Consider the following 26,633-nt stretch of genomic DNA (forward strand, 5'->3'; position numbering starts at 1 on the left):
TTGCGCATTGGCTTTGGGCTTGTGTCAGAGACCGGTGGACGGCATTAAGGCCCGGATGGCAAAGCAACTCGACTATCATACGATCCGCGAGATTTTCACGCGCTTTCAGGAGGCCGACCCGGAACCCAAGGGCGAGCTGGAGCATGTGAACGTCTATACTCTGGTCGTCGCCGTGGCCCTTTCGGCGCAAGCCACGGATGCAGGCGTCAACAAAGCGACGCGCGCGCTGTTCAAGATCGCTGACACGCCGCAAAAGATGCTGGATCTGGGCGAGGAAGGCCTGATCGAGCACATCAAGACCATTGGTTTGTTCCGCCAGAAGGCCAAGAACGTCATCAAGCTCAGCCGTATCCTCGTAGACGAATATGGCGGCGAGGTTCCCAATTCCCGGGCTGCCCTGCAATCCCTTCCGGGTGTGGGCCGCAAGACGGCCAACGTGGTTCTGAACATGTGGTGGCGACAACCGGCGCAGGCGGTGGACACCCATATCTTTCGCGTCGGCAACCGCACCGGTATTTGCCCCGGCAAAGATGTAGACACTGTCGAACGCGCGATCGAAGACAATATTCCTGCTGACTTTCAACTTCATGCGCATCACTGGTTGATCCTGCATGGCCGGTACCATTGCAAGGCGCGCAAGCCGAAATGCCCGACCTGCATCATCCGTGATCTCTGTAAATTCGAGGACAAAACCCTATGAAGACTTATCAACTGACCGGCATCGGAAATGCCGTTGTGGATGTGATTTCCCAGGCCGATGACAGCTTCCTGGAGCTGATGGGCATCGAAAAAGGCATCATGCAGTTGATCGAACAGGAACGCGGCGAGGTGCTGTACGCCTCAATGGAAAGCCGTGTTCAAACGCCGGGCGGCTCGGTGGCCAATACCATTGCGGGCGCAGGCGCACTTGGGCTGGATGCTGCGTTCATCGGCCGGGTTCACGATGACGCGCTGGGCCGTTTCTATGCAGATGCGATGAACGAGGATGGCGTCGATTTCGTGAACCCACCTGTACCCGGTGGTGAATTGCCGACGTCACGTTCGATGATCTTTGTGTCGCCCGATGGTGAGCGGTCAATGAACACCTATCTGGGCATTTCCTCGGAGCTGTCGTCTCAGGATGTCTCGGAAGAGGTCGCTGGAAACAGCCAGATCATGTTCCTCGAGGGGTATCTGTTCGACAAGGAAAAAGGCAAGGCGGCATTCCTTGAGGCCGCGCGCGCCTGCCATAAGAGTGACGGCAAGGCCGGCATCGCCATTTCCGACCCGTTCTGCGTGGAACGTCACCGGGTCGATTTCCTGCTGCTGATCGAAAATGAGCTGGACTTCGTGATCGGCAATGAGGCCGAGATCAAATCACTGTTCGAAACTGACGATCTGGAAGAAGCATTGGCCAAGACGGCCGCGATCTGTCCGCTGGTGGTCTGCACCCGCTCAGGCGACGGTGTGACCGTTCTGAACGGCGACACCCGCATTGACGTGCCGGTTGAAAAGATTGTCCCTGTTGATGCAACAGGCGCAGGCGACCAGTTTGCGGCGGGCTTCCTTTTCGGCATGGCCACGGGTCGGGATTACGAGACCTGCGCCCGCATCGGCAATGTCTGCGCCCGCGAAGTCATCAGCCATATCGGCCCACGCCCCGAGGCAAACATGCAGGAATTGCTGCACGCCGAAGGGTTGATGTGAACTCAAATCAGGACCCTCTTGATTTGATCTGAAAACGGTTCGGGGCACCCACGCCCCGGCCCTGCCGTTTATCAAGAAAACAGCGCCAGCCAGATTCCAACAAACATCAGAACTCCGCCCAGGTTCACCCAGACGTGCCATATCGCGTAACGAAACGGTAGTGTCTTTTGGGCGTAAAACATCGTTCCGATAACATAACTGGCTGCGCCACCCACAATGCACCAAAGTGTGGCTGTGGGAACAGTGGTCATGTCTGGGATTGCCCCCAGACCAATGCCACCCAAACCAAGGTATGACGCTGTCGACCATCGTGATTTGACCGTTTCATTTGCGATCTTGTTCCAGACGGCTGCGATGGTCAGGCTCCAGCATACCCATAGCAGCGTCATGGTCCATGTCGTGCCCGCCTGAACGAAGAACGGTGTGAATGTCCCGCAGATGCTGGGATAAATCGCGGCATGGTCGATACGACGCAGCAGTTTGCGACGGTCATGCCAGGGCGCAAAATGATAGGCACAGGACGCAAGGTTCGACGCAAGCGCACAGAGAACATAAACAATGACCGCAAGAAGCAGCACGGAATCCAAACGCTGATAGGCGTTCATGATCAGCAGGCTGCCAGCCGTCAGGATCAGGGACAACCCGAAAACATGGACGACCATGTCGGCAGAGCGATGCGCGCGTACGGGGCTGGGATAGGTCGTTTGAGTCATGACAGGCCGGTTATGAACGGCTCAGCGCTAAAGGCCAGCCTGGAAAATGTCCAACTTTCCCAAGCGTCAGGCCTTTTTGCCCAAGTAGCTGTCAAAAGCCTTCAGCACTTGTTCATACACCGTGCGTTTGAACGGTACGATCTCTTCGATCAACCGATCAGGCGCCTGCCATTTCCAGTGTGAGAATTCGGGGTGATCGGTCGCGATATTGATCTGATCATCTGCACCGATAAAGCGCAGCAGATACCATTTCTGTTCCTGCCCGCGATAGCGACCTTTCCAGATCTTGGGCACGATGTCGTGCGGAAGATCATAGGGCAACCAGCCATCGGTCTCTGCCACGACCTCGACTAGATCCGCAGTCACGCCGGTTTCTTCCCACAGCTCGCGCAAGGCTGCGTCGCGCGGGTCTTCGCCCTTGTCCACGCCACCCTGTGGCATTTGCCAGGCGTCCTTGTGGCGATCATTGCGCTGGCCGACGAAAATCTTGCCCTCGGCATTCATCAACATCAGCCCGACGCAGGGGCGATAGGGCAGTTTGGCGATTTCTTTGGGGGTCATGCGCGGCCTCAGCGGGTTGTTTCGACCACCTCTAGCAATCACCGGCGCAACAGCAAAGAGGGTGACGTGGGGTTTCGCGTGACAAAGTTGACGCGAACGTCAATCTATCACGCAAATTCGGGAGGGAGAGTTTCGCCATGACTGCGTACCCAAACATGCTGGTCCCGCTGGATCTGGGCTTTACCACGTTGAAAAACCGCGTGCTGATGGGCTCGATGCACACCGGGCTTGAGGAAACCGGCGACTGGAACCGGGTGGCCGAGTTTTATGCAGCGCGCGCTCGCGGTGGTGTGGCGCTTATGGTGACGGGCGGAATTGGGCCAAACCTTGAAGGCTCGGTCCTGCCCGGCGCTGCGATGATGACCAGCGACAAGGATGTGGCCAACCATTCCATCGTCACCGACCGGGTGCATCAGGCGGGCGGCAAGATCGCCATGCAGATCCTGCATGCGGGTCGCTATTCCTATGGCCCCAAATGCGTGGCGCCCAGCCCGGTGAAGTCGCCGATCTCGCCCTTCCCACCGAACGAGCTGGACGAAGAAGGTATCGAGAAACAGATCAGCGATATCGTGAACGCCGCCGTGCTGGCCCGGAAGGCGGGCTATGACGGGGTCGAGATCATGGGGTCGGAAGGGTATTTCCTCAACCAGTTCCTGGTAACCCATACCAACAAGCGCACCGACCGCTGGGGTGGATCCTATGAGAACCGGATGCGCCTGCCGCTGGAAGTGGTGCGCCGCACCCGCGAGGCAGTGGGCAGTGATTTCATCATCATCTATCGCCTGTCGATGATCGACCTGGTGCCCAATGGCTCGACCTTTAACGAGGTGGTGCAGCTGGCGCAGCGGATCGAGCAAGCCGGGGCCACGATCATCAACACCGGCATCGGCTGGCACGAGGCGCGGATTCCGACCATCGCCACCAGCGTCCCGCGGGCGGCCTTTGCCTGGGTGACCAAAAAACTGATGGGCAAGGTGGGGATTCCGGTCATCACCTCGAACCGGATCAACACGCCGGACGTGGCCGAACAGGTGCTGGCCGAGGGCTGCGCCGACATGGTCTCGCTGGCCCGGCCGATGCTGGCGGATGCGGATTTCGTGAACAAGGCGATTGCTGGCGAAGCCACGAAGATCGCGCCCTGCATCGCCTGCAATCAGGCCTGTCTGGACCACACCTTCAGCGGAAAGCTGACCTCCTGCCTGGTGAACCCGCGCGCCTGCCACGAGACCGAGCTGGTGATCGAAAAGACCGACGCGCCCAAGCGCGTGGCCATCGTGGGTGCGGGTCCGGCGGGCCTGTCCACGGCGATGACCGCCGCCCAGCGCGGACATGACGTGACCGTGTTCGACAAGGCCGACGAGATCGGCGGGCAACTGAACATGGCCAAGCAGGTGCCGGGCAAGGAAGAGTTCTGGGGGCTGGTGGACTGGTACAGCACCATGCTCGACACGCTGGGCGTCAAGGTCGAACTGGGCCGCGAGGTTGGCGCCGATGATCTGACCGGGTTCGACGAGGTGGTGATCGCCACCGGCGTCAATCCGCGCGACCCGCAGATCCCCGGAGAGGATCGCGACAATGTCGTGAACTATATCGACGTGCTGCGCGACAAGGCCCCGGTGGGCAAGTCGGTGGCCGTGATCGGTGCGGGCGGCATCGGCTTCGACGTGTCGGAATACCTGCTGGAGGAAGGCCACTCGCCCACCACCGACTTGCCCCTGTGGATGAAGGAGTGGGGCGTCGCCGATCCCGAGCAGCACCGCGCAGGCCTGGCGCCCGAAGGCCCGCAGCCCGAGGCGCCCAAGCGCCAGATCACGCTACTGCAGCGCAAGAAACAGGCGCATGGCAAGGGGCTGGGCAAGACCACCGGCTGGATTCACCGCGCGACGCTGAAGATGAAGGACGTGAACTTCGTGGGCGGCGTGAATTACGAGCGCATCGATGACGAGGGGCTGCATGTCTCGTTCGGAGAAGAGCGCGCCGACCCGACTGTAATCCCTGTTGACACTGTTGTACTGTGTTCAGGTCAGGTTTCAGAGCGGTCACTGGCAGATGCACTGATCGAGCGAGGAGTCACGCCACACGTGATCGGCGGTGCGGATGTGGCCGCAGAGTTGGACGCCAAACGCGCAATCAATCAGGGCACACGTCTGGCCGCTACGTTTTGAAACGAATTTCAAGTTACGTCGAGGAAAGCCGTCTCTGATGAGGCGGCTTTTTTGTGCTGCTTGACTTAGATGTTATCAATGTACGTATGTATCACATGAGTCATAAAATAGAACGAACCAAACAGGAATTCGAATTGAGAAACGCCTACTGAAGGTCCTCAAGGGACTGGCGGAGTCATTGGACATGACCCTTGGTTATCTGATCGAGGGCATCGCCCTGCACAGCTTCGAGAACAAACCGGCTTTTTCCAAGGAAACGCTGGAGAAGATCAAGCAGCTCAAAACCGTCTATGACCTCGACTGGACGGCCGAGGACAGTCACCGTTTCAAGTAGGACGAGAAATGAGCGCCGAGATCACCAGCGCGTTTGAGGCACATGCCATCGACAATACGACGTTCGGACATGCCGAACATGTTCAGGTCGCCTAGGATCTGTTGCGCAAGTATGACTTCATCGATGCGGCCGCGATCTACTCTAAGGGACTCCGTACACCTGCGACCAACGCAGGCGCCCCGGACACGTTCAACCTGCGACTGGGCATGCGGACTACTCCACGGTAATCGTAATAACTTCGGATACAATCGGTGTGGCATGTGGCACGTGCCCGGCGTCGCCCAGAACCAGTTGCAATGTGTGCTGGCCCGATGGCAGGTCCAGCGTCACTTCGGTCTGACCGCCTCCGAAGTGTATGTGGTTGTCGTCGGCGGGCAAACCATTGGCCAACTCATCTGCACCATCCTCGCCCTCACCCAGCGGGGGACGGTCAAGCAGCAGATGGTGGTGTCCGGTGTTTTCTTTCTCGGTTCCCGCTGGAGCGACACCCATCCCGCTGAGGCCAAAGACAACCGTGACCGGTGATTGCACGGTGTCACCGTCCGACAGGTTGACGAAATAGACCTTTGCATCGGGATTCGATGGGGTCTCTCCTCCGGCGTGTGCAAAACCCGCCGAAAGGCAAAGGGCAGCAATAGCGAAAAAGGTCTTCATGATCTTCTCCCTGGTCACAAAAATGCCATTCTCAAGGTAACAGCTTAGCGCGATTGCCTAGAAAACACAGCATCACAATGCCTGAGGCTAGATTGGAAACCACTGTTTCTGCGTTTCCCATACGCAAACGATCCGATTCAAATCCCTGATATTATCCCATGTCTGCCCCGTTTCCGCCCAGATTCAGCGCCATAGTCAGGACGGAAATCAAGATCTGGGGAACGAGTATGGACCGACTGACCGAAATGGAAGCCTTCGCCAATGTGGTGGACCAGGGTGGCTTCACCGATGCGGCCAAGAAGATGGGCATCTCCAAATCAGCCGTGTCCAAACACGTATCGAGCCTTGAAGCACGTCTGGGAGCGCGACTGTTGAACCGTACCACGCGCCGGGTGTCACCAACAGAAATCGGGCTGGCCTATTATGACCGCGCGCGCCGCGTTCTCAATGATGCAGGAGAAGCGGATTCACTGGTCACGTCGATGCAATCAGCCCCATCTGGTCTTTTGCGCATCAGCGTTGCCACGGATTTTGGCGTAAATCACCTGTCACCTGTGCTGTCCGAGTTCCTTGCGGCCTACCCCGACATCACTGTGAACATGGTACTGAACAATCGTTACGTCGAACTTATTTCCGAAGGATTTGACGTGGCCGTCCGCATTGGTGAGCTGGAAGACAGCACGCTGCGGGCCCGCAAACTGACCGAAACCGTCAAACGCATGGTCGCCGCGCCCAGTTATGTCGAAAGATTCGGCCGCCCACAGAAGATCGACGACCTGAACGAACACAAGCTGCTGCATTATTCCAGCCAGTCCTCGGGCAATGTCTGGAAACTGACCGCGCCATCCGGCGAAAAGCGTCAGGTTCGAACAGCCGGATGGTTGAGCGTGAACGATGGCCAATCCCTGTTGAACGCGGCGGTTTCCGGCTTGGGTATCGCGTATCTGCCCAGCTATCTTTACGCAGAAGCCTTGAAGGCAGGGCTGGTTGTCGATGCCATGCCATCCCTGCCCGACGAAGTTCAAGGCGTTTACGCGGTCTACCCGCCCGGCCGTTTTACACAACCCAAAGTGCGGGCTTTCATTGATTTCCTCGTCGACTCTTTCCACGAGAAGGGTCCGATGGACTGGTAATTTCTCCCTGAAGACCAACCTTTGGCCCGCATGTAAAAGTGCGGGCCTTTTTTTATGAACCGATCACCGACAGCCCCATGGACCGGGCGGAAGAGCGCAGGCTGTCGGTCAGCACATTCTGACCCCGCGGCGGTGTTTCGGAACTGCGTGCCAAAAGGGCGATATCGCGATTTGCATTGGCAATGGAGAGCGGGCGCAACCGCACCTCGTCGCGGTAGATCCCCTGTCTGCGAGCATAAAGATCAGGCAGTACCGCAACACCAACACCCGAAGCCGCCATCAGGACAATGGAATCAAGTGTCGTGCCTTCATACTCATCCGAAACCACCCCACCGCATTCTGCCGCCAATGCATAGACGATGCGCGACAGGCGGTGGCTTTGATCCAGGGTGAGGAAAATCCGGTTCTGAAGATCTGTGGCACTGACACCCTGCAAATCCCGCGCCAGAACGTCATCAACGGCAACCGCGACCCAGAGAGGTTCGTTGAACAAACGGTGTTGCACGGTATTCGGATGGTCTTCGGGCGTGGACAATATCAGGTCAAATCGACCGGATTTCAGACCCTGTTCCAGATCCAGTGTGTTTTCCTCGCGCACGACAATGCGCAACCCGGGGCGAATCTGGTGCACCTGTTTGATGGCTTGCGGCAACAGATAGGGCCCGATCGAAGGCAATACCCCCAGTCGCAACCTTCCTCCGACGGGCATATCGTTCGACATTGCATGGCGCAGGTCCTTGACCTCTGCCAGGATCTTTTGCGCGCGCAAGATGAACTCTTCACCCTTTGTCGTCACTTGGATTCCACCACGGTTACGATCAAAGATTCGAACGCCAAGTTCTTGTTCTACAGTCGCAATTTGCGTCGACAGGCTGGGCTGGCTGACATTCAGCACCTCGGCAGCCAAACTGAATCGCCCAAGGCGACTGACGGTAACGATGTATTCCAACTGCCGCAATGTCGGGCGCATTTCATAGCCTGAAACTATTTATAACTTAGAAAGATAGTATTTGGCGAAATCTGTTTTGCAAGGCACCTAACCCGAAAACGAGGGGTCAGGAGTCAAATATGCCCGGAGTGATCGAGACACTGTCCAGCAATCTGCTGGTGCCTACCATATTGTTTTTTGCTCTTGGGCTTTTGGCGGCCTTTGTACGCAGTGACCTGTCCATTCCGGCGGGCGCGGCCAAGTTCATGTCGCTTTACCTGTTGCTGGCCATCGGGTTCAAGGGCGGTGCCAGTCTGGCTGCGCATGGCATTCACCTGCAACTGTTCATGACACTGCTGGGCGGTGTTGCTTTGTCCTTTGCCATCCCCTTCGTGGCCTTTGGCCTGCTCAGGGTGATGACAAAGCTGGATGCGCTGAACGCGGCGGCGGTTGCAGGGCACTATGGTTCGATCTCGATCGTCACCTTTGTCACCGCCACCAGTCTGCTGGATCTGGTTGGGCTGTCCCATGACGGATTCATGGTGGCCGTTGCGGCTGCGATGGAGGTGCCTGCAATCCTGTCGGCGCTTTGGTTGGCGCACAGGACCGGAAGCAATGGTGTCAAGGATGACAAGCTGTGGCGCGATCTGCTGGCCAATGGCTCGATTGTTCTGCTCACCGGTGCCTTCCTGATCGGAGCCATCACCGGCGGCGAAGGTATGCAGATGATCGCGCCCTTCATCGTTACGCCTTTCACCGGTATCTTGTGCCTGTTTCTGCTGGATATGGGGCTGTCGGCAGGGCGCAGCCTGATCGGCAATCGAGACAAGCTGTCGGTTGGCCTGTTCGCCTTTGGTGTCTTGATGCCCCTGATTGGCGCAGTAATGGCCTGGGCGGTAGGTGCCGTGATCGGACTGCCACAGGGCAGCTTGTTCCTGTTCATGGTACTTTCGGCCTCGGCATCGTATATCGCGGTTCCCGCTGCGATGAAGATCGCCCTTCCAAAGGCCGAGGCCGGGATCTATCTGACCTTGTCGCTGGGGGTGTCGTTTCCGTTCAACATCACCGTAGGATTGCCGCTGTACCTGTGGTGGATCAGTTGACGAGCAATACTGCCTCGACCCGACGGTTCAGATCGCGCCCTTCCGGGGTTGCATTCGATGTAAGCGGAGACAGATAGCCAACACCCTGCGCTTCGATTCGGTCGGGTGCCACGCCATGTGCATCAATCAGGCGGGTTCGCACCGCCTCGGCCCGGCTTTTGCTGACCGAAATATTCGCCTGCAAGGCACCAGTATCGTCGGTGTGCCCCACCAGTGCCAGACGCGTTTTCGGGCTGTCGGTCAAGTATCCGGCCAACAAGGTCAGTGAGTCAAACGGTCCCTCGCCCAGGGCAACCTCGCCCGTTGGGAAATGCAGATCATCCAGGATCACGTGGCCCGTTGTCGCCAAGGCCTCCAGCAACCCGACCGTACCCTCTACAGCTTGCTCGACCACCACAGGGTCCGGGTCCGGTGCATCTTGAGGCGTCACCCGGATCATCTGCACATAGCCATCCGGGGGATTGCGGCTGACCAGCAGACTAAGGGCAACCGACCCTTTGATCGCCGACAGAAAACGGTAATCCTGAATGGCGACATACATATCCGGGGTTGGCACGACCTCGGTGCCAAAGCGAAAGTCGAAACCACCGCAAGCCCGCGCGTCGCATTCGAACAGGATCTTATATCCCTGCGCCTCGATCTGATCCCGAAGCGGGGCGAGAAGCTGCAATGTCGTGCTCGACCCTGCCTGAAGCCGCCACGTATAGCGTTCCACGCGCCCTTCGAGAGTGTCTGCGGGCACGGAGCCATTCGCATACGGCCCCGTTGGCAGATCATAGCTGTCCAGCGGAGACGTCCGGTCACTGATCTGACGGGCACTGGCCGGTAGGGTCAGGTCCTGCGCAACAACAGATCCTGTCATCAGCAGGGCTATAAGGGCGGCGATGCGGATCATCGAAACTGTGCGTGATATTGTTCGTTGGGCACCATCGCCGTTGCGCTGGCCACCCGGTTTGACATATTGAAAAACCCGGCGACATTGGCGATGTCCCAAATGTCCCGGTCAGTAAATCCGGCGTCTCGCAATTTCTGTCGGTCGGGCTCTTCGATCTCTGCGCTGGCGGTTGTCATCTTGGCAGCGAAGTCCAGCATCGCCCGTTGACGCGGCTCCAGCGGCGCGACGCGGTAGTTCATCACCAGCATCTCACCCAGTTGCGGATTGCCCGAAAGCTGACGCACCGCCGCCCCATGCGCGACCAGACAGTAGAAGCACTTGTTGATCGACGAGACGACTACGGCGATCATCTCGCGTTCCAGCTTGGTCAACCCACTGTCAGCCAGCATCAGGTCGTTATACATCGCGGTGAATGTGTTCAGCTTGTCTATGTCAAATGCGTTGGCTTTCAGCACATTCGGCACCATGCCCAGTTTTTCGACACAGATATCAAAGTATTTCTGCGTCTCCGGCGGCAGCGGATCGACCATGGGCAGGTTCAGCGCGGTAGGCATGTCTTTTTGTGTCACGGCGGCCTCTTCGGTTTAGACAAGATGACGGTAATGGTATTCGCCCGCGATCTCCATCCCGAGGGCACGATAAAGACCGTTGGCGCCCTCATTGGCCTTGGTGCAGATCACGCTGAGGTTCTGCGCACCGTGATCACGCGCCCAGAATGCGGCCGCGCGCATGGTCCAGTGGCCCAGCCCCTGACGACGGTGTTCGGGCAACACTTCCAGCGCGTGGACCATCGCAGTGTCTGCATGCATCGCCACAAAAGCCACGCCGCTGGGTTTGTCGTTGTGACGCAGCAAAAACCCTGTCTTGGGGCCCTTGGCGCGTTCCATCACCGCGATCCGCTCGGGTCCGATCCCGCCCGAGGCCCAGATGTCGCGCATGATCTCAAGCGGTTCCCAGATCGAAAACACCATGACCGGTGGGATTGGCTGATCGGTCAGCCTGGAGACGGGGCAGACATAGATGTTCACCGGGTCAAGAATATCATAGCCCCGCTGAGCCAGCTTTGCATCCAGGGCTTCATCCCCCGGGCGCAGACAGAAGATGCGTTTCTGCCCCATGGCCAGCATCGCGGCCTCGGCGGCGTCGATATCGTCTTCATTGACCGGACCCAATGCACTGGCCGCTGATACGCGCGACCCTCCGCCCTGCCCCTCACGCAGCAGAAACGGGCCAAGCCGCTGATAGCGTGCGGCGGGCCAGGTTCCGTCGACTATTTCCGCCCAGTTATCGCTCAAAGCTCAAGCTCTTTCGCCAGGCGGGTGGTGGCCGCGTCGATCCGGCCTCCGTCGGTGCCGCGCACGACCACGTTGGCCCCGAAGGCACCGTTGATCTGAAACGGGTAGCACCCGATGGACAGGTCACTGAAATCTTCGGCCAAGGCCGCCAGGGTTGCGGCGATATCACCTTCTCCGCGGTCCACACGCAGAGTTTGCGACAGCAAAGGGCGGCCTCCGGTCAATGTTGGCAGAACGCTCGCCACCATCGCCTGAAAAACCGACGGCACACCTGCCATGACATGCACATTCGCAAGCGTGAACCCGGGCGCCGTCGAAACCGGATTTTCGATCAGCGTCGCCCCGTCCGGAATACGCGCCATGCGCAAGCGGGCGGCATTCAGTTCCAGCCCGGATTTGTCGTAATGGGCCTGCAAGAGCGCGCGCGCGTCATCCCGCACATCAATTGGTGTATCGAAAGCGCGGGCAATACAATCGGCCGTGATATCGTCATGGGTCGGGCCGATGCCGCCGCTGGTGAAGACATTGTCATAGGCGTCGGACAGCACTTTGACGGCCGCTTCGATGGCGGAGGCGTCATCGCTGACAATGCGGACCTCTTTCAGGTCGATGCCGTGTTTTGTCAGCTCCTGTGCCAAAAAATGCATATTCGCATCGCGGGTGCGACCCGAGAGGATTTCATCCCCGATCACCAGCATCGCTGCAGTTGGATTGGCCATGGCGCTCTCCCCTCTTGATCGTCCTTGGGGGCAGGTATAGGCCCTGAGCCATGCGTTTTGAAACCCCTCTTGTCCCCGCCCGCCTGATCCGCCGCTACAAACGCTTTCTGGCCGATTGCATGCTCGAACACGGGCAGGAAGTGACCGCCCATTGCGCCAATCCGGGGTCGATGATGGGGCTGGCCGAGCCCGGCGAAAAGATTTGGCTGGAGCCAAACGACGATCCGAAGAAAAAGCTGAAATTCGGATGGCGGCTGGTCGATCATGAGAACGGGCATTTTACCGGGGTCGATACCTCGGTTCCGAACCGGGCGTTGCGTGTTGCTTTGGAAAGAGGCGAAATCCCCGAACTGGCCGCCTATGACATCGTCCGGCCCGAGGTAAAATACGGCGAAAACAGCCGCATCGATTTTCTGCTGACCGGGCCGGACCTGCCAGATGCCTATGTCGAAGTCAAAAGCGTGACACTGTCACGCCAACCCGGTCTGGCCGAGTTTCCCGACAGCGTCACAGCCCGTGGTACCAAGCATCTGGTTGAACTGGCCGCGATGGCCGCGCAAGGGCACCGGGCGATCATGCTGTATCTGGTGCAACGTACGGATTGCGACCGGTTTGCGCTGGCCGCAGATATCGACCCGGCTTACGCTGCGGCCTTTGAGGGCGCACGGGCGAAAGGTGTTGAACGGTTGGTTTACGGAACGCGTATTTCGCCAAGGGGTGTTTTGGTAAACTCGTCAATCAATTGTTGAGAGAAAACTCAGATGAACCCGATCATTTCTATCGAATTTGCCTAGGTTTCTCAAAGGACAACTTAATGACGGCCCTACCGAAGACCGAGAACACCCGCTTAGAAAAGCGTATTCGAACAATCTCACTAACTCTAATGAGTTTGGGTGGCATACCTGTATTGGCAAGATTTTTTGGTGTAGGGTTTGTTCCCTCTCCAACTTGGGTTTCTTGGACCTTTTGGCCAGCATGTGTCGTCGGCGCGCTTTCTGCGGCATTGGCGCTTTGGGCGGTTCATCTTAGCTTATCGGAAGGCATCCAACTCTCAGAGCCAATAAAAACAACATTGTCTATATTTTTCATGCCTTTGGTAGGCGCGTTTGCGGGGTTTCTTGTAGTGGCAGCGACGATCCCGATGGTTGTTTCTCTTCCCTCTTTTCACACGGTAGAAATAACATTTGTTGTTAGTGATCCCAATATGGGAGATTCTCGGAAGCGCCCTAGGCCGATCGCTCTGAAAGACACGGCGCGTGCCATTAACGTCGTTTGTGATGTCCCGAACAGTATTCGCAGACGTCTGCAAACCGGAAGGCAGATTATTCTTGTTGGCCCCGGAAGCAGTGTCGGCGTATTCCCAACTCACTTTCGTCTGCCCTGATCGACAAGTGCCCTTATCAGTCTCTGTATTAAACCCAATTAACTGAAAAACACCCACCACTGCACACCCTCTGGAACTTTCTGCACAAGCAGCGTAAAAGGAATGCTGCGCGAAACATTTGGAGCTTAGCGTCGATGAAAGAACATCGTGGCCGCCTGACCAAAGACGGCATCCGCATCTATGAACAAAGCGACTTCGCCGGGATGCACGCGGCGGGGGCTTTGGCGGCGCGGATTCTGGATGATATTGCCGAACATGTGTTCCCGGGGCAGACCACGGGCGCCATTGACGGGCTGATCTCGCAGATGGTCGAAGACGCCGGCGCGACCTCGGCCACCATAGGCTATAAAGGCTATCAGCACGCCAGTTGCATCAGCGTGAACCACGTTGTCTGCCATGGCATTCCGGGCGACAAAAAGCTGAAGGATGGCGACATTCTGAACATCGACGTGACCGTCATAGTCGATGGCTGGTTCGGCGACACTTCGCGCATGTATGTGGCAGGCAAGCTGCCGCGCAAGGCGGAACGGCTGATCCAGGTGACTCATGACGCGCTGTTCATGGGCATCGAGATGGTCAAACCGGGCAACACGTTCGGTGATATCGGCCACGCCATTCAGGCCTATGTCGAAGCCCATCGGATGAGCGTTGTGCGTGATTTCTGTGGTCATGGTCTGGGTCGCGTTTTTCACGCACCACCGAACGTGCTGCACTATGGTCGCCCGGGCACCGGTGCCGTTCTGGAAGAGGGTATGTTCTTTACCATCGAACCCATGGTCAATCTGGGTCGTCCCGAAACCAAGACGCTGGCCGATGACTGGACTGCCGTGACCCGCGATAAATCACTGTCGGCACAGTTCGAACATTCGGTGGGCGTCACCTCAGATGGGGTCGAGATCTTTACCCTGTCTCCCGGCGGCAAATACCACCCGACCTATTCTTCTTGATCCGCGGCCTGTTCGCGGAAAAGTTTCAACAGCATCGTTTCGTCCCCCCACGGCGTGACCGCGTCGTGGATGAAGACCGGCGCACGCATGGGTTTGCGCTCTGGGCTGGTGGAAGCTTCTGCAGCGCTGGAAAAGGTCCAGGCGAAAGGTATCAGGGTGCGATCCATAACCGCACTTTAGCACAACCGCGGGTCAAAGTCCCAACAACCCATGCGCCTGCGACATGTCCGTGATCACTTCGGCACCCAGATCCGCCAGCTTTTCACCGCCTCCATGAGGCGCATAAGCGAGGCAACGCATGTCGGCTCGGATTGCAGCCGTGACACCACTATGACTGTCTTCGATCACCACCGGAGCCATTGCACCAAAGTGCTCGGCGGCCAGTTGGAACATCTTTGGGTCCGGCTTTCCGGTGCCCAGCACATGGGCCGAGAACATCACGTCTTTGAACCGGTCCCAAAGCCCGTTCTGACCCAGTGTGATCTTCATCTTGTCCGGGCTGCCATTCGACGCGACGCAAAAGGGGATACCCTTTTGATCCAGCCCCTCAAGCAGGTCTGCGATACCGGGCACCAATGGCACACCTGCACGCAGGCGGTCGTAGGTTTCGGCATAGATCTGATCTATCCAGTCTTCGGGCAGAAGGGCACCCATCGCGCGGGCCTTGTCGCGCACGCCGACCATCGTTCCACCCACAAACAGCGACATACATTCATGCAGCGCCAGATGCAGGCCATAATCCGCCAGATTGTCCACCAGCACCTGATTCGAGATCACCTCGCTGTCCACCAAAACGCCGTCGCAGTCGAAAATGACAAGATCGTGCATATGAAATCCCTATTTCGCCTCGCGGTCGGCCTATCCAGGCTTTCCCGTCATTGCCCACCCATGTTACGCACCAAACTGCGCAGAGCGATTCAATCTGGAACACCTTTCCACATCAAAGAAATATGCGTGTCGCCATACCTGCGGCTGTCATGCAATGTGAATCCGGCCGGCGCCTGCATCCGGGCGTTTTCTTCCCAAACCAACAATGCATCATCCGCGATCCAGCCATTGGCCAAGGCGGCGACGGTCTTCTGCCCCATGGATTTCCCGTAAGGCGGGTCCAGAAAAACCAGATCATAAGGCGCGCCGGTATTGTCGCCCAACCGGGTTGCATCGCGGCGGATCAAGTCGGTACGATCGGCGCTGCGGGTCAGATCGATGTTCTTACGGATCAACCCGTGAGCCACCCGCCCGTCATCAACGAAGGTGACATGCGACGCGCCCCGCGACAGTGCCTCCAGCCCCAGTGCCCCGGTTCCCGCGAACAGATCCAGCACCCGCAAACCGTCAAATTCGATCTGGTGGCTGAGCACATTGAACAGGCTTTCACGCACGCGGTCGGTGGTGGGGCGCAGATGCGCGCCCGCATCACCCTTGCCGACCGAGGCGAGGGCGCGGCCCCGGAATTCTCCGGCAATGATCCTCACGCCTTAAGCAGCGGTTTCAGGTCCGCGTTCGGGTCTGCCACAACTTCGGGATCAGCTGTCTTGCCCATTTCGATCAATCTCTTGCCGACCATGTATGCTCGCGGATCATTCATCGCATCCACAGCAATCAGCCTGTCGCCTTTGTAATACCAGAAGGACATGGTCTGACCCTCGCCCCTGCGGGTCACCACACGGTCATATCCGGTGTTCAGGCCCGCGATCTGAAGCTTGACGTCGTACTGGTCCGACCAGAACCAGGGGGTCGCCACGTAAACCTTGGCCGCACCCAGCATGTTCTGCGCCACGATTTCAGCCTGGTCGATGGCGTTCGGGACGCTTTCCAGACGGATACGACTTTCGCCATGGGGGAAAGAGGCGCAATCACCGGCCGCCCAGATCGACGGATCAGAGGTCCGGCCATGGGAATCGGTTTTGATGCCGTTGTCCAGCTCCAGCCCTGCCATCTCGGCCAGTTGAGTAGAGGGCACGATACCCACACCGACCACAACAAAATCCACCTCCAGCTTTGTGCCGTCGGTCAACACGGCCCCCACAACCTTGCCGTTTTCGCCGATCAGCCGATCGAGCCCGACGCCTTCGCGAATGTCGGCACCATATTTGCTGTGCAGCGCGCGGAAATAGTCGCTGGTTTCGGGTGCCGCAACCCGTTGCAGGATGCGGTCGGCCATCTCGACCAGAGTGACCTTGACGCCCCGCTTGGCGCAGACGGCTGCGGCCTCGAGCCCGATGTAACCGCCGCCCACGATCAGCGCGCGGGCGCCTTCGGTCACTTTGGGTTCCATCTCGTCAATATGGGCCAGGTCGCGCACCACGTGGACACCGTCCAGATCGCCTCCGATGGCAGCAGGCAGGCGGCGCGGATCTGACCCGGTGGTCAGCGCCAGTTCGTCATACGGGATGACCTCATCCGCAAGAGTAACCGTTTTGGCCTTGGGATCGATGCCGGTCACGCGCTGGCCAAGACGCAAAGTGATGTTGTTTTCGACGTAGAAGCTTTCGGGGCGCAGGAACAGGCGCTCCAGCTCCATCTCTCCAAGAAGATAGGCCTTGGATAATGGCGGGCGCTGATATGGCAGATGCGGCTCGGCCCCGATCAGAGTAATCTCTCCGCCGAACCCGTCCTTGCGCAGCCGCGCCACCAAAGACGCGCCCGCTTGCCCTGCGCCAATCACGACAATATGGCTCATGCTTTGCCCACCCTGCAGTTTTCCCGTGGTCTCTCTGATTGGACCACCTATATTGCGCTTAAGCCCAATTCTGCAAATCCAAACGACAGGAGCTAAAAAATGATTTCAACAGGAGACACCCTACCCGAGGCCACACTGATCCAGATGGGGGCAAACGGGCCGGAAGAGGTTCGGATTTCAGACAAGACCAAAGGACGCAAGGTTGTCATTTTCGCTGTGCCCGGCGCCTATACCGGTACGTGCACCACCGCACATGTGCCAAGCTTCATCCGTACAAAAAAACAGTTCGACGACAAAGGCGTTGAAGAGATCATGTGCCTGTCGGTCAACGACCCGTTCGTCATGCAGGCCTGGGGTGAATCCACCGGCGCGACCGCGGCGGGATTGACCATGGTCTCAGACGCGGCTTCAGAATTCACCAAGGCCATCGGCATGGATTTCGACGCCCCGCCTGTGGGTTTGTTCGCACGCTCCAAACGGTATGCGATGCTGGTCGAGGACGGTAAGGTCACGGCCCTGAATCTGGAAGAAAACCCCGGTGCCTGCGAGATCTCAGCGGGTGAAGGCCTGCTGGAGGTGATCTGAATTTGGCCGGCCCCGGTTTGCCCGGGGCCGCGTGAACCCAATTTAACTTGAAGCAGCGCCCCAATGCGCGAATACTCGACGCATAATTTGGGGAGCTTTTTTATGAAATTTAAGTTGTTTTTATCCTTCCTGACCGGCGCGGCCCTTCTGGCAGCCTGCGGACCGGCCCCAACCCCGCAACAGCAAGCTGCACGACAGCACGAGATTGCCTGCCTTGGCGGCACATTGGGCGGCGCCTTGATCGGCGGTGCAATCGGCAACCAGTTCGGCGGCGGATCGGGCAAGACGATCCTGACAGCAGCCGGCGCCGCCGCCGGTGGCTTTGAAGGCCAAAGATTTGCATGCTGAGGAGATTGGAAATGAAACAGGCGATTTTTGTATTCACGGCTGCATTTTTGGCCTCGGCGACCAATGCCGAAACCGTGGCCGAACTGCATGAAAAAGAATTGAACGCCATCGACGCAAACAATGACGGGTTCCTGTCCAAAGACGAATTCGACGTTTTTTCGGACTATGCGTTTCAGGCCATGGACGAAGACAAGAACGGCACATTGGGTCAGGCCGAGGCCAAACCGTTTCTGGACATAAAGCAGTTCCAGAATGTTGACCGCAACAAGGACAGCTTTATCTCAAGATCGGAATATGATGCACAGATGAATGAAGATTTCGGCGCGGCAGATCAGAACGGCAATGGTCAACTGGACTAAGCCCGTTTTCAAGGAGCTTGGTATGAAAAGATGGATTGGAATGGGCGCTTTGGCGCTGGTCGCGGCCTGCGATGCGCCGCAGGCTCCGGTCGTGACGGGGCCGGACGGGCAGGCCCGCATTCAGATCAATCTGTCTGGCCTGACCTGCTACGAAAACCGGTGTCTGGATATCAACCCATCAGCGCGCAGTGTGCGCCAGATCGGGAACAAGACCACGGGCATCCCAAGATCCATTGATGTCAGCGAAGGCACCGTGACGCCTGCGGAATTCAAGCAGATGGGCACAGCCGCGTCCCTGGCCGGTGGCCAAGGTTCAGGCAACGACCGTTAACACAGACTGTCCATCTTTCGAGCCAGCTTGGCGTCCAGTGACGACAGGCCACCTACGTCATGGGTGGACAGGACCACCTCGACTGTGCGGTAGACGTTGGACCATTCTGGGTGGTGGTTCCATTTCTCGGCCCAGATCGCCACTTGCGTCATCCAGCCAAATGCGTGCACAAAGTTGTCGAAAATGAAGGTCTTGGTTATCGCGTCGCGGCCTTCGACCATGGTCCAGCCGTTTTTGAACAGCGGGTCCAGCAGCGGGCCACGGGTCTCGGCGGACAAAAGTTCAGTCATTGCTGTTCCTCCGGGTTCGATTTCCTGAACGGGCCGTAATCTGTCAGAATCTCGATCTCTTCTCCCACTGCGCGGCCTTCGGCGTCCAGATATTTTTTAATCGCATCGGCAAAACCCGGATCACCGACCCAGTGCAAGCTATGCGTGCGCGTCGGTAAATAGCCGCGTGCCAGCTTGTGTTCACCCTGAGCGCCCGCTTCCACCCGGGCCAGACCGTGGGCAATGGCAAAATCTATCGCCCTATAGTAGCACAGCTCGAAATGCAGGCAGGCATGATGTTCAATGCAGCCCCAGTACCGCCCAAAAAGCGTTTCGCGGCCTATGAAGTTCAGCGCACCCGCAATGGCATGCCCATCCCGTTCAGCCAAAACCAGCGCCATATCATTCGCCATCGTCTCTTGTGCGATGTCAAAAAACTGGCGCGTCAGATAGGGTGATCCCCATTTTCGGGCCCCGGTATCCTGATAGAACCGCCAAAAAGCATCCCAGTGTTCCGGACGCAGGTCATCGCCTGTCAATGTATGGATTTCACCGCCAAAGCCATGGGCCTGCGCCCGTTCCTTGCGGATATTCTTGCGCTTGCGTGACGACAAGGCGGAGAGGAATTCATCGAAATCAGCATAGCCATCATCCAGCCAGTGAAACTGTTGCGAGCTGCGCAGCATAAGACCCATCTGCTCCCCCGCCAATGCTTCCTCTTCTGTGCAGAAGGTCGCGTGAACCGATGACACCTGGTTGTCAGCCGCCAGTTGAACGGCACCCTGCACCAAAGCCGACATTCCGATTCGCTCGTAGCCCGGGCGCACCAGAAACCGACGCCCCGTTGCGGGTGTGAACGGCACCGCAATTTGCAGTTTCGGATAATACCGCCCGCCTGCGCTTTCATAGGCATGGGCCCAGCTATGGTCAAAGATGTACTCGCCCTGGCTGTGCGATTTGGCATACATCGGGGCCGCTGCGATCAGGATCCCGTCAAGAAAGGCCGTCAGGTATTGCGGCTGCCAACCCGTGCCACGCCCGACCGAGCCGCTTTCCTCAAGCGCCAGCAGAAAGCGATGCGTGGTGAAGGGATCAAGGGGCCGTCCACCATCGGCGGCCTCAGGGCAAGCGCAGGCATCCCACTCGGTCGCTGAAATCTGCGACAGTGACCCAAGTACCTGAACTTCGATTTGAGCCTGATCCATGTACCCTCCGCGCCAGCCCTTTATCTGTGACCGAGGCGCCAAGGTTCAAGCTGAATGCGCAGCCAGATACCCTTCGAAGGTCACATTGTCGGCAACCATGCGGGCCTCTGCCTCTTGTTCAGGCGTCCGAACAGTCCAGCACAGGATCGGCACGCCCTGTGCCTTCAGTTCAACCACACGTGCGCGGGACAGGTCAGCGGCCTCATGGCTGATGAAACCGGCCCCGACACGATCGAAATCCGGAATATCGCGCAAGTGATCACACACGTCTTGCGGCAACAGTTCGACACTGGGCTCATAGGCGCAAGTTGTGATGCCGCGCGGCAGATGCGGGGCCAGCCGCGCCAGTTCCGCAACCGAGTTGGGATTGAAGGACATCAGCGCCACCGGACCTTCGTACCCCTGCAATGCGCGCACGGTGTCGTGCTCGAGGGCACCGATATTCATACCCATAACGCCGTCCTGATCCTTCAACTCGATCAGCAGCGGCACCTGGCCTGCCACGATTTCCAGCACATCATCCAGCGTTGGAATGCCGTCCTCGCCATACAACAGAGTGGTATTGGACGCCGCAACCGCCGACACCTGCCGGATCGGTCCGGACTGACCGGTCAGACGCGCCATATCATAGTCATGAAATACCACGGCACGATCATCAGCTGTAAGTTGAAGATCAATCTCAATCCCGTAACCGGCATCAATGGCAGCACGAATGGCCGCCCGGCTGTTTTCCGGACGGTTATTCGAAACGTCGTGCAACGCCCGATGGGCAATTGGGGCCTGCATAAACGCAGCTGGCAGAGGCGGTATCATTCGATCTCGAATATACCTTCGATCTCAACTGCCACGCCCAAAGGCAGTGACGCAGCGCTAACGGCGGAACGCGAGTGGCGACCGGCGTCGCCCAGCGCTTCGACCAGGAAGTCGGATGCGCCGTTGATCACTTGCGGCTGTGCGGTGAAATCTGCGGTCGAGTTCACGAAACCGGTCAGTTTGATGACACGCACCAGTTTGTCGATATCTCCGCCACAGGCCGCCTTGACCTGTGCCAGCAGATTGATCGCGCAGACACGCGCCGCAGCGGCTCCGGCTTCGACATCCATGTCGTCGCCCAGCTTGCCAGTGATCAGCTCATCCGTTTTCGATATCTGGCCGGACACATACACGATATTGCCCACACGTACGAAAGGCACATAATTTGCCGCCGGCGCCGGTGCGTCGCCCAGTGTGACACCGAGGCTTTCCAGTTTTGCAGCGATGCTCATTGAGAGGGTCCTTCCTTGATTGACTCTGCCGGACGCTAACCGGGAAGCACAGCCGTGGAAAGACGGAATACGGCAATTTCCGGCTTGCACGCGATCTGAGCATATCTTTACTTATTATGACTTGTAGATACTCAATTGCTTTACCCGGACCTGACGGACAGGTTACACGCTAGGTGTTTCATTTGAGATCTGAAACGACTATGTGACAAGAACTTGTGCCTTACCGGCGTGTAAGTATTGGTGAATTGTGATTGTTGGCCCGACAGAACGGATGCCGGGCATTTGGGAGAAGCAAAGATCGTGTCGAGCAGATTTCGCCTGAAACATCTGGTTGTACTGTCGCTCATGGCCATTCTGTCCGCCTGTGCAACCACGCCTCCCGAAGACGCCTCACGCAATGACGTGTTTGACCCCTATGAAAACGCGAACCGGGGTATTCATAAGTTCAATCTGGGCGTTGACCGGTTTCTGTTTCGACCTGCTTCCAAAGGGTACGTCAAGATCGTTCCCGATCCTATGGTTACCAGTTTCAGCACATTCGCCGAAAACATCTCGCTGCCCGGACAGGCGGTCGACTACCTGCTTCAGGGCAACCCGAAACAGATGGGCAATGCGCTGCTGCGCTTTGTGATCAACATGACCGTGGGCGGCTTTGGCCTGTCCGCGCCCGCAGATGAGCTGAACCTGCCGCCGGTTGATACTGATTTCGGTGAGACCCTGCACGTCTGGGGTGTCGGCGAAGGGGCTTATGTTGAATTGCCTTTCTATGGCCCGTCGACCCAAAGGGATGCCATCGGGGTCGTGATCAACCTGTTCTCGAATCCGATCAACTTTACCCCGGTTCGACCCGCCGACAACCTGGGCGTCTATGCCGAAGTCGTTCGCCGCATGGGCGATCGTGGTCGGTTCTCGGATACCGTGGACTCAATTCTTTATGAAAGTGCAGACAGTTATGCACAGGCCCGCCTGATCTATCTGCAAAACCGCCGCTTCGAACTGACAAGAGATGACGAAGACGCATATCTGGATTTGTACTCTGACCCCTATGCCGAAACCGGGACAGACCCGGTCAGGGACCCCTATTTAGACCCCTACGAGGACCCCTATGCTGAATAACGAGTTGAACCGCCGTCACTTTGTCGCAGCCGGTCTGGCCTTGGCCGTTTTGCCCAAGTCCGCGTTTGCCCAGACCGAGGCAACGGCCAAGGCACTGGTCAGCAGCGTGGTCAACGACATCAACCGGGTTATCGAATCGGGTAAGTCGGAAAAAGCGATGTTGCGTGATTTTGAGAAGATATTCGTGCAATATGCGGACGTCCCGATCATGGCACGCTATGCCCTCGGCGCGGATGCCCGCACAGCCACCCCATCCCAACTGAAGCAATTTACCAAGGCGTTTCAGAGCTATATCTCGCGCAAATATGGCCGCCGCTTCCGTGAGTTCATTGGCGGTGAGGTCAACGTGCGCAATGCCCGCAAGATCAAGGCCGGATATGAAGTGCGCACAACAGTCAAACTGCGCGGCTCGGCCCCGTTTGACGTAACTTTCCTTGTTTCGGACAAGTCGGGGCGTGAAAAATTCTACAACATGTTCATCGAAGGCGTGAACCTGTTGCTGACCGAACGCACCGAAATCGGCGCGATGCTGGATGCCCGCAAAGGCAATCTGGACCAGTTGATCAAAGACCTGAAAAAGACCGGCTGAATCGTTTCATTTACGTTTGGGCGTTGAAAACCACCTTTGAAGAAAGTGGGACAGAGTCGTCTGACCGCCTGTTTTTTCAGCGCGCCTCGGCTATATGTCGAGATCACGGCATATAACTGCGCACCAATGCACCCGCAATCAAAGCCCACCCGTCGGCGATCACAAAAAACGCCAACTTGAATGGCAAGGATACAATGGCCGGTGGCACCATCATCATACCCATCGACATCAATACAGCAGCCACGACAAGATCGATGATCAGAAACGGCAGAAAAATCAGAAACCCGATCTGAAACGCCCGCGTGATTTCAGACAGCATGAAAGATGGCATCAAAACCGACAACGGTGCCTGTGCGGACAACTCCATAGCCTCGCCGCCGGGAAGTAAAGCTGCCATGGCATAAAACGTGTCCGCATCGAGTCGCGCCGCCATGAAGGCGCGGAACGGCTCTAACGCGCGCTCCAATGCTGACTCCACCTCCATCGTCTCTTCTATCATCGGGCGTATCCCTGTGGCCCATGCTTCGGAAAACACCGGGTCCATAATGAAATAGGTCAGGAACAACGCCAGGCTGACCAACAGCATATTGGGTGGAGATTGTTGCAGGCCGATCCCTTGCCGCAGGATTGAAAGAACAGTGATCAGGAATGGAAAGCAGGTGATCATGATCGCCAACCCCGGAGCGATGCTCAGCACTGTGATCAGCAAAATCAGCTGGATTGTTCGGGCGGAAATCGACCCGCCTTCGCCCAAAGACAAGGTCAAATCCTGAGCTGCGGCCAGTGAAGGCATCAACATGACCACCAAAGCCAGCCAGGTCACATAGCGCATCAGCCAATTCCGTTTTGCAAATCCGCAATCTCGGTCAGGCGCACTGCAAGCTGCCCCGCCTGATCGCCCTCCATTTCCTCCAGCAACCCGCGTGCGACCAACTGATCCCCAACATAGAGGTCGACCGGATCTTCGATACGTTTGTCCAAGGTCAGCACTGCATTCTCTCCCATGTTCAACAAGTCCCGGATCAGTGGGCGCGCACGACCAACTGAAACGGTCACTTCAATCGGGACCGAATCGAACGGGTTGGGTTTTTCAGTTTTCGGAATCTGGGTGTCATTCATTGGACAAAGCCTTTCTTGCCTCAAAGACGTAAGCGTCAAAGATCTGTGCGATGGCGGCGAGCAACGCGGTGCAATCGACCTCACGCCTGCTTGTGCCTACCTCAAGGCGGGCCTGACCCGGCTCCAGCTCAGAGTGTTCGATAACCTGAGGAGTGGGATGCAAGTCTTGCGGCAACAGCGCTGCAACCTTTTCGGCACATCCCGGCGGCACCATAATCTGCATCGGCTGCTCTGCCCGGGAACGCGCCATTTCACAGAGTTGTTCCACAAGGCGGGCAGCCAAGCCGCGCTCGGCCATCTCAGGCAGTACGGTCTGAACCAGACTGGCGAACATGGGCTCCAGAGACAGGGTCATGCGGGTGATTGCTTCGTGATAGGTGAAAGACATATCCTGAAGCGACCTGGCCAATTCAGCCGAGATCTGGCCGCGACTTTGTTCCTGCGCCCGAGAGGCATCCTCCCAACCGGCCCCATACCCGTCTTCAAAGGCAGAGAGCCGTTGTTCTTCCAGCGCGTCCTCATCCAGAAGCAGAACGGGCCCGGTACCAGTCTGGGTGGTGAAATCCTCAAGCAGATGGGCAATCGACATCACACCCGCTCCTCGCCTTCTTCAAGCCAACTGCGCAGGATCTCGACAGTCTCTTCCTGCTTGTCACCGATCATGGCGCGCAGCCGATCAACAGGATCCTCAAAGGCGCTCGAGCCGAGGGCCGGAACACTGCGCTCTGCTGGCAAGGAAGAGAACTCTGCCGGTTCCTCCGGCGCGATTTCACCAGTCAGAGCCAATGCGCCCGAATTCGCCCCATCCGTGGCAGCCAGCAACGCCGGTGCCGAGGTTGGCTTCGTCAGGATCGGACGGATCACGAACAGCGCCAACACCAGCGAAACCAGAGCCAGCACAGCCATCTGTATCAAGGGCATGGCATCCAGATGGGTGTTCTGCCAGAACGACGAGGTCACCAGAGTACCCTGCGGCTCAACCGACGGCAAATCCATGGATTTCAGTGTGATAACGTCCCCGCGCGCCGCATCGTGCCCGACTGCTGAAGCCACGAGTTCTTCTAGAGCGATCAGCTCTTCCTGAGGCAAGGGCGTAAATGCTTCGGATCCGGACGCATCCACCGATCTTGTCCCATTGACCAGAACCGCAACCGTCAGACGTTTGATCGCGCCGGGGGCCTTGTGTACTTCCAGCTCTGTCTCGGAGACTTCATAGTTCACCCGCTCACGAGTCTGGGTGGCCGTCGAGTTGGATTCATCTCCGCCTGCCGCGTCACCATCAGGCAGATTTGACGCCACTGTAACATCCGATGACTGATTTCGAGCACTGTCCGAGCGTTCTTCGACATCCGTGCTGATCGCCACGCGGCCCTTGGGATCAAAGCGCCTCTCTCGAATGGATTCTGTCTTGGTCTCGGTATCCACACTGACCTCGACCACAGCATTGCCGGTACCGACACGCGCCTCGACCAGACGCAGAACACGTTCTCGCAACTGACGCGACTTGTCATCGGCGGTGTCTGTTGTCGCTGTTGTATCTTGCCCGCCAATCACAGCCCCTTGTGAATCAATCACCGTTACGTTCTCTGGCGTCAGCCCACTGACAGCCGCGGCAACAAGGAACCGGATAGCCTTGGCCTGATCACCGGTAATCTCGCTTCCGGATGGCTCGAGATAAACCGATGCCGTTGGTGCCACACTGCGCTGAAACGGGTTTGCTGTCCCATTAGCAATATGGACGCGCGCCTGACTGACATGCGGGCTGCCGACAATAGTCCGCGCCAGTTCACCCTCTTTCGCGCGCCAATAAGCAGCATCGAACATCTGAGAAGTGGTGCCAAACCCGCTTAACGAATCAAGCAGTTCGTACCCTTTGTTGCCGTTTGCGGGCAGGCCTTCGCTGGCCAGGGTCATTCGCAACTCGTCGCGCTGCGCACCGGAGACGTAGATCGATCCGCCCCGGATCTCATATGTGACGCCACGCTGGTCCAGCGCTCGTACTATATCCCCAGCGGCACCGTTTTCCAGACCAGCATAAAGCAACGTCATGGACGGAGCAGTCACAAGGCGCGACATTCCGAGGATACCCAGAAACACCAGCGCAACCGCGCCAGCGACAATGATTTGTTTACGCCTGTCCAAACTAGCCCAGACAGTTCCGATCTGCTGCACGCTCACCTCCGACTCGCCGGCATTCTGCCCGACGCATCCTCTGTTTGGACGATTGCTCTTAACAATCGGTTAGTC

35 protein-coding genes are annotated in these 26,633 nt (G+C 57.7%); 15 read left to right on the plus strand and 20 right to left on the minus strand.

Features of this window, described 5'->3' with window-relative positions; genetic code table 11:
• Nucleotides 1–55: 55 nt before the first annotated feature.
• Both nth and AC2FFA_RS16225 read left to right on the plus strand, forming a co-directional pair.
• Nucleotides 56–700: an endonuclease III gene (nth, locus tag AC2FFA_RS16220; protein ID WP_496852399.1), complete on the plus strand. Its 645-nt coding sequence runs from the start codon at nt 56–58 to the stop codon at nt 698–700.
• A complete protein-coding gene (locus AC2FFA_RS16225) occupies nt 697–1,686 on the plus strand; it encodes an adenosine kinase (RefSeq protein WP_299899522.1) in 990 nt (329 codons plus the stop codon). The genes nth and AC2FFA_RS16225 overlap by 4 nt, the downstream gene beginning before the upstream one ends.
• A gap of 71 nt (nt 1,687–1,757) precedes the next feature.
• Here AC2FFA_RS16225 and trhA read toward each other — a convergent pair whose 3' ends face one another.
• Together trhA and AC2FFA_RS16235 are read right to left on the minus strand one after the other, a co-directional pair.
• On the minus strand, nt 1,758–2,399 hold the full coding sequence (gene trhA / locus AC2FFA_RS16230) for a PAQR family membrane homeostasis protein TrhA (RefSeq protein WP_496852400.1): 642 nt from the start codon (nt 2,397–2,399) through the stop codon (nt 1,758–1,760).
• 66 nt (nt 2,400–2,465) lie between these two features.
• Complete coding sequence (locus AC2FFA_RS16235; RefSeq protein ID WP_496852401.1) at nt 2,466–2,960, minus strand: RNA pyrophosphohydrolase; 495 nt, start codon at nt 2,958–2,960, stop codon at nt 2,466–2,468.
• A gap of 137 nt (nt 2,961–3,097) precedes the next feature.
• Here AC2FFA_RS16235 and AC2FFA_RS16240 point away from each other — a divergent pair, with 137 nt between their 5' ends.
• Nucleotides 3,098–5,125, plus strand: a complete 2,028-nt coding sequence (locus AC2FFA_RS16240; RefSeq protein ID WP_496852402.1) for an FAD-dependent oxidoreductase — start codon at nt 3,098–3,100, stop codon at nt 5,123–5,125.
• Between the two features lie 184 nt (nt 5,126–5,309).
• A complete protein-coding gene (locus AC2FFA_RS16245) occupies nt 5,310–5,459 on the plus strand; it encodes a hypothetical protein (protein WP_299899528.1) in 150 nt (49 codons plus the stop codon).
• A gap of 213 nt (nt 5,460–5,672) precedes the next feature.
• Here the strand turns inward: AC2FFA_RS16245 and AC2FFA_RS16250 are convergent, their stop codons facing one another.
• Complete coding sequence (locus AC2FFA_RS16250) at nt 5,673–6,113, minus strand: DUF4399 domain-containing protein (protein WP_117871767.1); 441 nt, start codon at nt 6,111–6,113, stop codon at nt 5,673–5,675.
• Between the two features lie 227 nt (nt 6,114–6,340).
• Here AC2FFA_RS16250 and AC2FFA_RS16255 point away from each other — a divergent pair, with 227 nt between their 5' ends.
• Nucleotides 6,341–7,246, plus strand: coding sequence for a LysR family transcriptional regulator (locus tag AC2FFA_RS16255; RefSeq protein WP_117871765.1), 906 nt, complete (start codon nt 6,341–6,343; stop codon nt 7,244–7,246).
• A gap of 52 nt (nt 7,247–7,298) precedes the next feature.
• Here AC2FFA_RS16255 and AC2FFA_RS16260 read toward each other — a convergent pair whose 3' ends face one another.
• On the minus strand, nt 7,299–8,216 hold the full coding sequence (locus tag AC2FFA_RS16260) for a hydrogen peroxide-inducible genes activator (protein ID WP_496852403.1): 918 nt from the start codon (nt 8,214–8,216) through the stop codon (nt 7,299–7,301).
• Nucleotides 8,217–8,314: 98 nt separating this feature from the next.
• Here AC2FFA_RS16260 and AC2FFA_RS16265 point away from each other — a divergent pair, with 98 nt between their 5' ends.
• Nucleotides 8,315–9,277: a sodium-dependent bicarbonate transport family permease gene (locus tag AC2FFA_RS16265; RefSeq protein ID WP_496852404.1), complete on the plus strand. Its 963-nt coding sequence runs from the start codon at nt 8,315–8,317 to the stop codon at nt 9,275–9,277.
• On the opposite strand, the gene AC2FFA_RS16270 is transcribed toward AC2FFA_RS16265, so the two are convergent.
• The 4 genes from AC2FFA_RS16270 to AC2FFA_RS16285 are packed head-to-tail and all read right to left on the minus strand — an operon-like array spanning nt 9,270 to nt 12,186.
• Nucleotides 9,270–10,172, minus strand: coding sequence for an OmpA family protein (locus AC2FFA_RS16270; protein ID WP_496852405.1), 903 nt, complete (start codon nt 10,170–10,172; stop codon nt 9,270–9,272). The genes AC2FFA_RS16265 and AC2FFA_RS16270 overlap by 8 nt on opposite strands.
• Complete coding sequence (locus tag AC2FFA_RS16275) at nt 10,169–10,726, minus strand: peroxidase-related enzyme (RefSeq protein WP_496852473.1); 558 nt, start codon at nt 10,724–10,726, stop codon at nt 10,169–10,171. The genes AC2FFA_RS16270 and AC2FFA_RS16275 overlap by 4 nt, the downstream gene beginning before the upstream one ends.
• Before the next feature lie 30 nt (nt 10,727–10,756).
• Nucleotides 10,757–11,467, minus strand: coding sequence for a GNAT family N-acetyltransferase (locus AC2FFA_RS16280; protein WP_496852406.1), 711 nt, complete (start codon nt 11,465–11,467; stop codon nt 10,757–10,759).
• Nucleotides 11,464–12,186: a competence/damage-inducible protein A gene (locus AC2FFA_RS16285; protein WP_496852407.1), complete on the minus strand. Its 723-nt coding sequence runs from the start codon at nt 12,184–12,186 to the stop codon at nt 11,464–11,466. The genes AC2FFA_RS16280 and AC2FFA_RS16285 overlap by 4 nt, the downstream gene beginning before the upstream one ends.
• Nucleotides 12,187–12,236: 50 nt before the next feature.
• Between AC2FFA_RS16285 and sfsA the strand changes: the two genes are divergently transcribed.
• The 3 genes from sfsA to map all read left to right on the plus strand — a co-directional run bounded on the left by sfsA (nt 12,237) and on the right by map (nt 14,517).
• Complete coding sequence (gene sfsA / locus AC2FFA_RS16290) at nt 12,237–12,935, plus strand: DNA/RNA nuclease SfsA (protein ID WP_496852408.1); 699 nt, start codon at nt 12,237–12,239, stop codon at nt 12,933–12,935.
• Between the two features lie 65 nt (nt 12,936–13,000).
• Complete coding sequence (locus AC2FFA_RS16295) at nt 13,001–13,570, plus strand: hypothetical protein (protein ID WP_496852409.1); 570 nt, start codon at nt 13,001–13,003, stop codon at nt 13,568–13,570.
• Between the two features lie 134 nt (nt 13,571–13,704).
• The gene (gene map, locus AC2FFA_RS16300; protein WP_496852410.1) at nt 13,705–14,517 is read left to right on the plus strand and encodes a type I methionyl aminopeptidase; all 813 of its coding nucleotides are present in this window, start codon (nt 13,705–13,707) and stop codon (nt 14,515–14,517) included.
• On the opposite strand, the gene AC2FFA_RS16305 is transcribed toward map, so the two are convergent.
• The 4 genes from AC2FFA_RS16305 to AC2FFA_RS16320 form a co-directional block, all read right to left on the minus strand.
• The gene (locus tag AC2FFA_RS16305; RefSeq protein ID WP_117871742.1) at nt 14,505–14,684 is read right to left on the minus strand and encodes a hypothetical protein; all 180 of its coding nucleotides are present in this window, start codon (nt 14,682–14,684) and stop codon (nt 14,505–14,507) included. The genes map and AC2FFA_RS16305 overlap by 13 nt on opposite strands.
• 25 nt (nt 14,685–14,709) lie before the next feature.
• Nucleotides 14,710–15,345 (minus strand): HAD family hydrolase, encoded by a 636-nt coding sequence (locus tag AC2FFA_RS16310; RefSeq protein ID WP_496852411.1) that lies wholly within the window; start codon nt 15,343–15,345, stop codon nt 14,710–14,712.
• Between the two features lie 89 nt (nt 15,346–15,434).
• Nucleotides 15,435–15,992: a 16S rRNA (guanine(966)-N(2))-methyltransferase RsmD gene (gene rsmD, locus AC2FFA_RS16315; RefSeq protein WP_496852412.1), complete on the minus strand. Its 558-nt coding sequence runs from the start codon at nt 15,990–15,992 to the stop codon at nt 15,435–15,437.
• On the minus strand, nt 15,989–17,200 hold the full coding sequence (locus tag AC2FFA_RS16320; protein ID WP_496852413.1) for an NAD(P)/FAD-dependent oxidoreductase: 1,212 nt from the start codon (nt 17,198–17,200) through the stop codon (nt 15,989–15,991). Before AC2FFA_RS16320 ends, rsmD begins: the two co-directional genes overlap by 4 nt.
• A gap of 99 nt (nt 17,201–17,299) precedes the next feature.
• Between AC2FFA_RS16320 and AC2FFA_RS16325 the strand changes: the two genes are divergently transcribed.
• The 4 genes from AC2FFA_RS16325 to AC2FFA_RS16340 all read left to right on the plus strand — a co-directional run bounded on the left by AC2FFA_RS16325 (nt 17,300) and on the right by AC2FFA_RS16340 (nt 18,823).
• Complete coding sequence (locus tag AC2FFA_RS16325; RefSeq protein WP_299899552.1) at nt 17,300–17,785, plus strand: peroxiredoxin; 486 nt, start codon at nt 17,300–17,302, stop codon at nt 17,783–17,785.
• 102 nt (nt 17,786–17,887) lie between these two features.
• Nucleotides 17,888–18,133 carry a glycine zipper 2TM domain-containing protein gene (locus AC2FFA_RS16330; protein ID WP_496852414.1) on the plus strand — a complete coding sequence of 82 codons (246 nt, stop codon included), beginning with the start codon at nt 17,888–17,890 and terminating at the stop codon, nt 18,131–18,133.
• A gap of 11 nt (nt 18,134–18,144) precedes the next feature.
• Nucleotides 18,145–18,492, plus strand: a complete 348-nt coding sequence (locus tag AC2FFA_RS16335) for an EF-hand domain-containing protein (RefSeq protein ID WP_117871728.1) — start codon at nt 18,145–18,147, stop codon at nt 18,490–18,492.
• A gap of 22 nt (nt 18,493–18,514) precedes the next feature.
• Entirely contained in the window at nt 18,515–18,823 is a 309-nt protein-coding gene (locus AC2FFA_RS16340) for a hypothetical protein (protein ID WP_117872941.1), read from the plus strand.
• Here the strand turns inward: AC2FFA_RS16340 and AC2FFA_RS16345 are convergent.
• The 4 genes from AC2FFA_RS16345 to AC2FFA_RS16360 are packed head-to-tail and all read right to left on the minus strand — an operon-like array spanning nt 18,820 to nt 21,562.
• Nucleotides 18,820–19,113 (minus strand): 4a-hydroxytetrahydrobiopterin dehydratase, encoded by a 294-nt coding sequence (locus AC2FFA_RS16345; protein WP_152459417.1) that lies wholly within the window; start codon nt 19,111–19,113, stop codon nt 18,820–18,822. The genes AC2FFA_RS16340 and AC2FFA_RS16345 overlap by 4 nt on opposite strands.
• Nucleotides 19,110–20,297, minus strand: a complete 1,188-nt coding sequence (locus tag AC2FFA_RS16350) for a GNAT family N-acetyltransferase (RefSeq protein ID WP_496852415.1) — start codon at nt 20,295–20,297, stop codon at nt 19,110–19,112. Before AC2FFA_RS16350 ends, AC2FFA_RS16345 begins: the two co-directional genes overlap by 4 nt.
• 45 nt (nt 20,298–20,342) lie before the next feature.
• On the minus strand, nt 20,343–21,110 hold the full coding sequence (locus AC2FFA_RS16355; RefSeq protein ID WP_496852416.1) for a glycerophosphodiester phosphodiesterase family protein: 768 nt from the start codon (nt 21,108–21,110) through the stop codon (nt 20,343–20,345).
• A complete protein-coding gene (locus tag AC2FFA_RS16360; RefSeq protein ID WP_117871720.1) occupies nt 21,107–21,562 on the minus strand; it encodes a RidA family protein in 456 nt (151 codons plus the stop codon). Before AC2FFA_RS16360 ends, AC2FFA_RS16355 begins: the two co-directional genes overlap by 4 nt.
• Before the next feature lie 345 nt (nt 21,563–21,907).
• On the opposite strand from AC2FFA_RS16360, the gene AC2FFA_RS16365 reads away from it, so the two are divergent.
• Nucleotides 21,908–22,678, plus strand: coding sequence for an MlaA family lipoprotein (locus tag AC2FFA_RS16365; RefSeq protein ID WP_496674704.1), 771 nt, complete (start codon nt 21,908–21,910; stop codon nt 22,676–22,678).
• A complete protein-coding gene (locus AC2FFA_RS16370; protein WP_117871718.1) occupies nt 22,668–23,267 on the plus strand; it encodes an MlaC/ttg2D family ABC transporter substrate-binding protein in 600 nt (199 codons plus the stop codon). The genes AC2FFA_RS16365 and AC2FFA_RS16370 overlap by 11 nt, the downstream gene beginning before the upstream one ends.
• 103 nt (nt 23,268–23,370) lie before the next feature.
• Here the strand turns inward: AC2FFA_RS16370 and fliP are convergent, their stop codons facing one another.
• The 4 genes from fliP to fliF are packed head-to-tail and all read right to left on the minus strand — an operon-like array spanning nt 23,371 to nt 26,558.
• Nucleotides 23,371–24,099 carry a flagellar type III secretion system pore protein FliP gene (fliP, locus tag AC2FFA_RS16375; protein ID WP_496852417.1) on the minus strand — a complete coding sequence of 243 codons (729 nt, stop codon included), beginning with the start codon at nt 24,097–24,099 and terminating at the stop codon, nt 23,371–23,373.
• Nucleotides 24,099–24,386, minus strand: coding sequence for a FliM/FliN family flagellar motor switch protein (locus AC2FFA_RS16380; protein ID WP_496852418.1), 288 nt, complete (start codon nt 24,384–24,386; stop codon nt 24,099–24,101). The genes fliP and AC2FFA_RS16380 overlap by 1 nt, the downstream gene beginning before the upstream one ends.
• The gene (locus AC2FFA_RS16385) at nt 24,379–24,975 is read right to left on the minus strand and encodes a FliH/SctL family protein (protein ID WP_496852419.1); all 597 of its coding nucleotides are present in this window, start codon (nt 24,973–24,975) and stop codon (nt 24,379–24,381) included. The genes AC2FFA_RS16380 and AC2FFA_RS16385 overlap by 8 nt, the downstream gene beginning before the upstream one ends.
• A complete protein-coding gene (fliF, locus tag AC2FFA_RS16390) occupies nt 24,975–26,558 on the minus strand; it encodes a flagellar basal-body MS-ring/collar protein FliF (RefSeq protein ID WP_496852420.1) in 1,584 nt (527 codons plus the stop codon). Before fliF ends, AC2FFA_RS16385 begins: the two co-directional genes overlap by 1 nt.
• Between the last annotated feature and the right edge of the window lie 75 nt (nt 26,559–26,633).

It is taken from the genome of Ruegeria sp. YTSB088 (assembly GCF_059609825.1).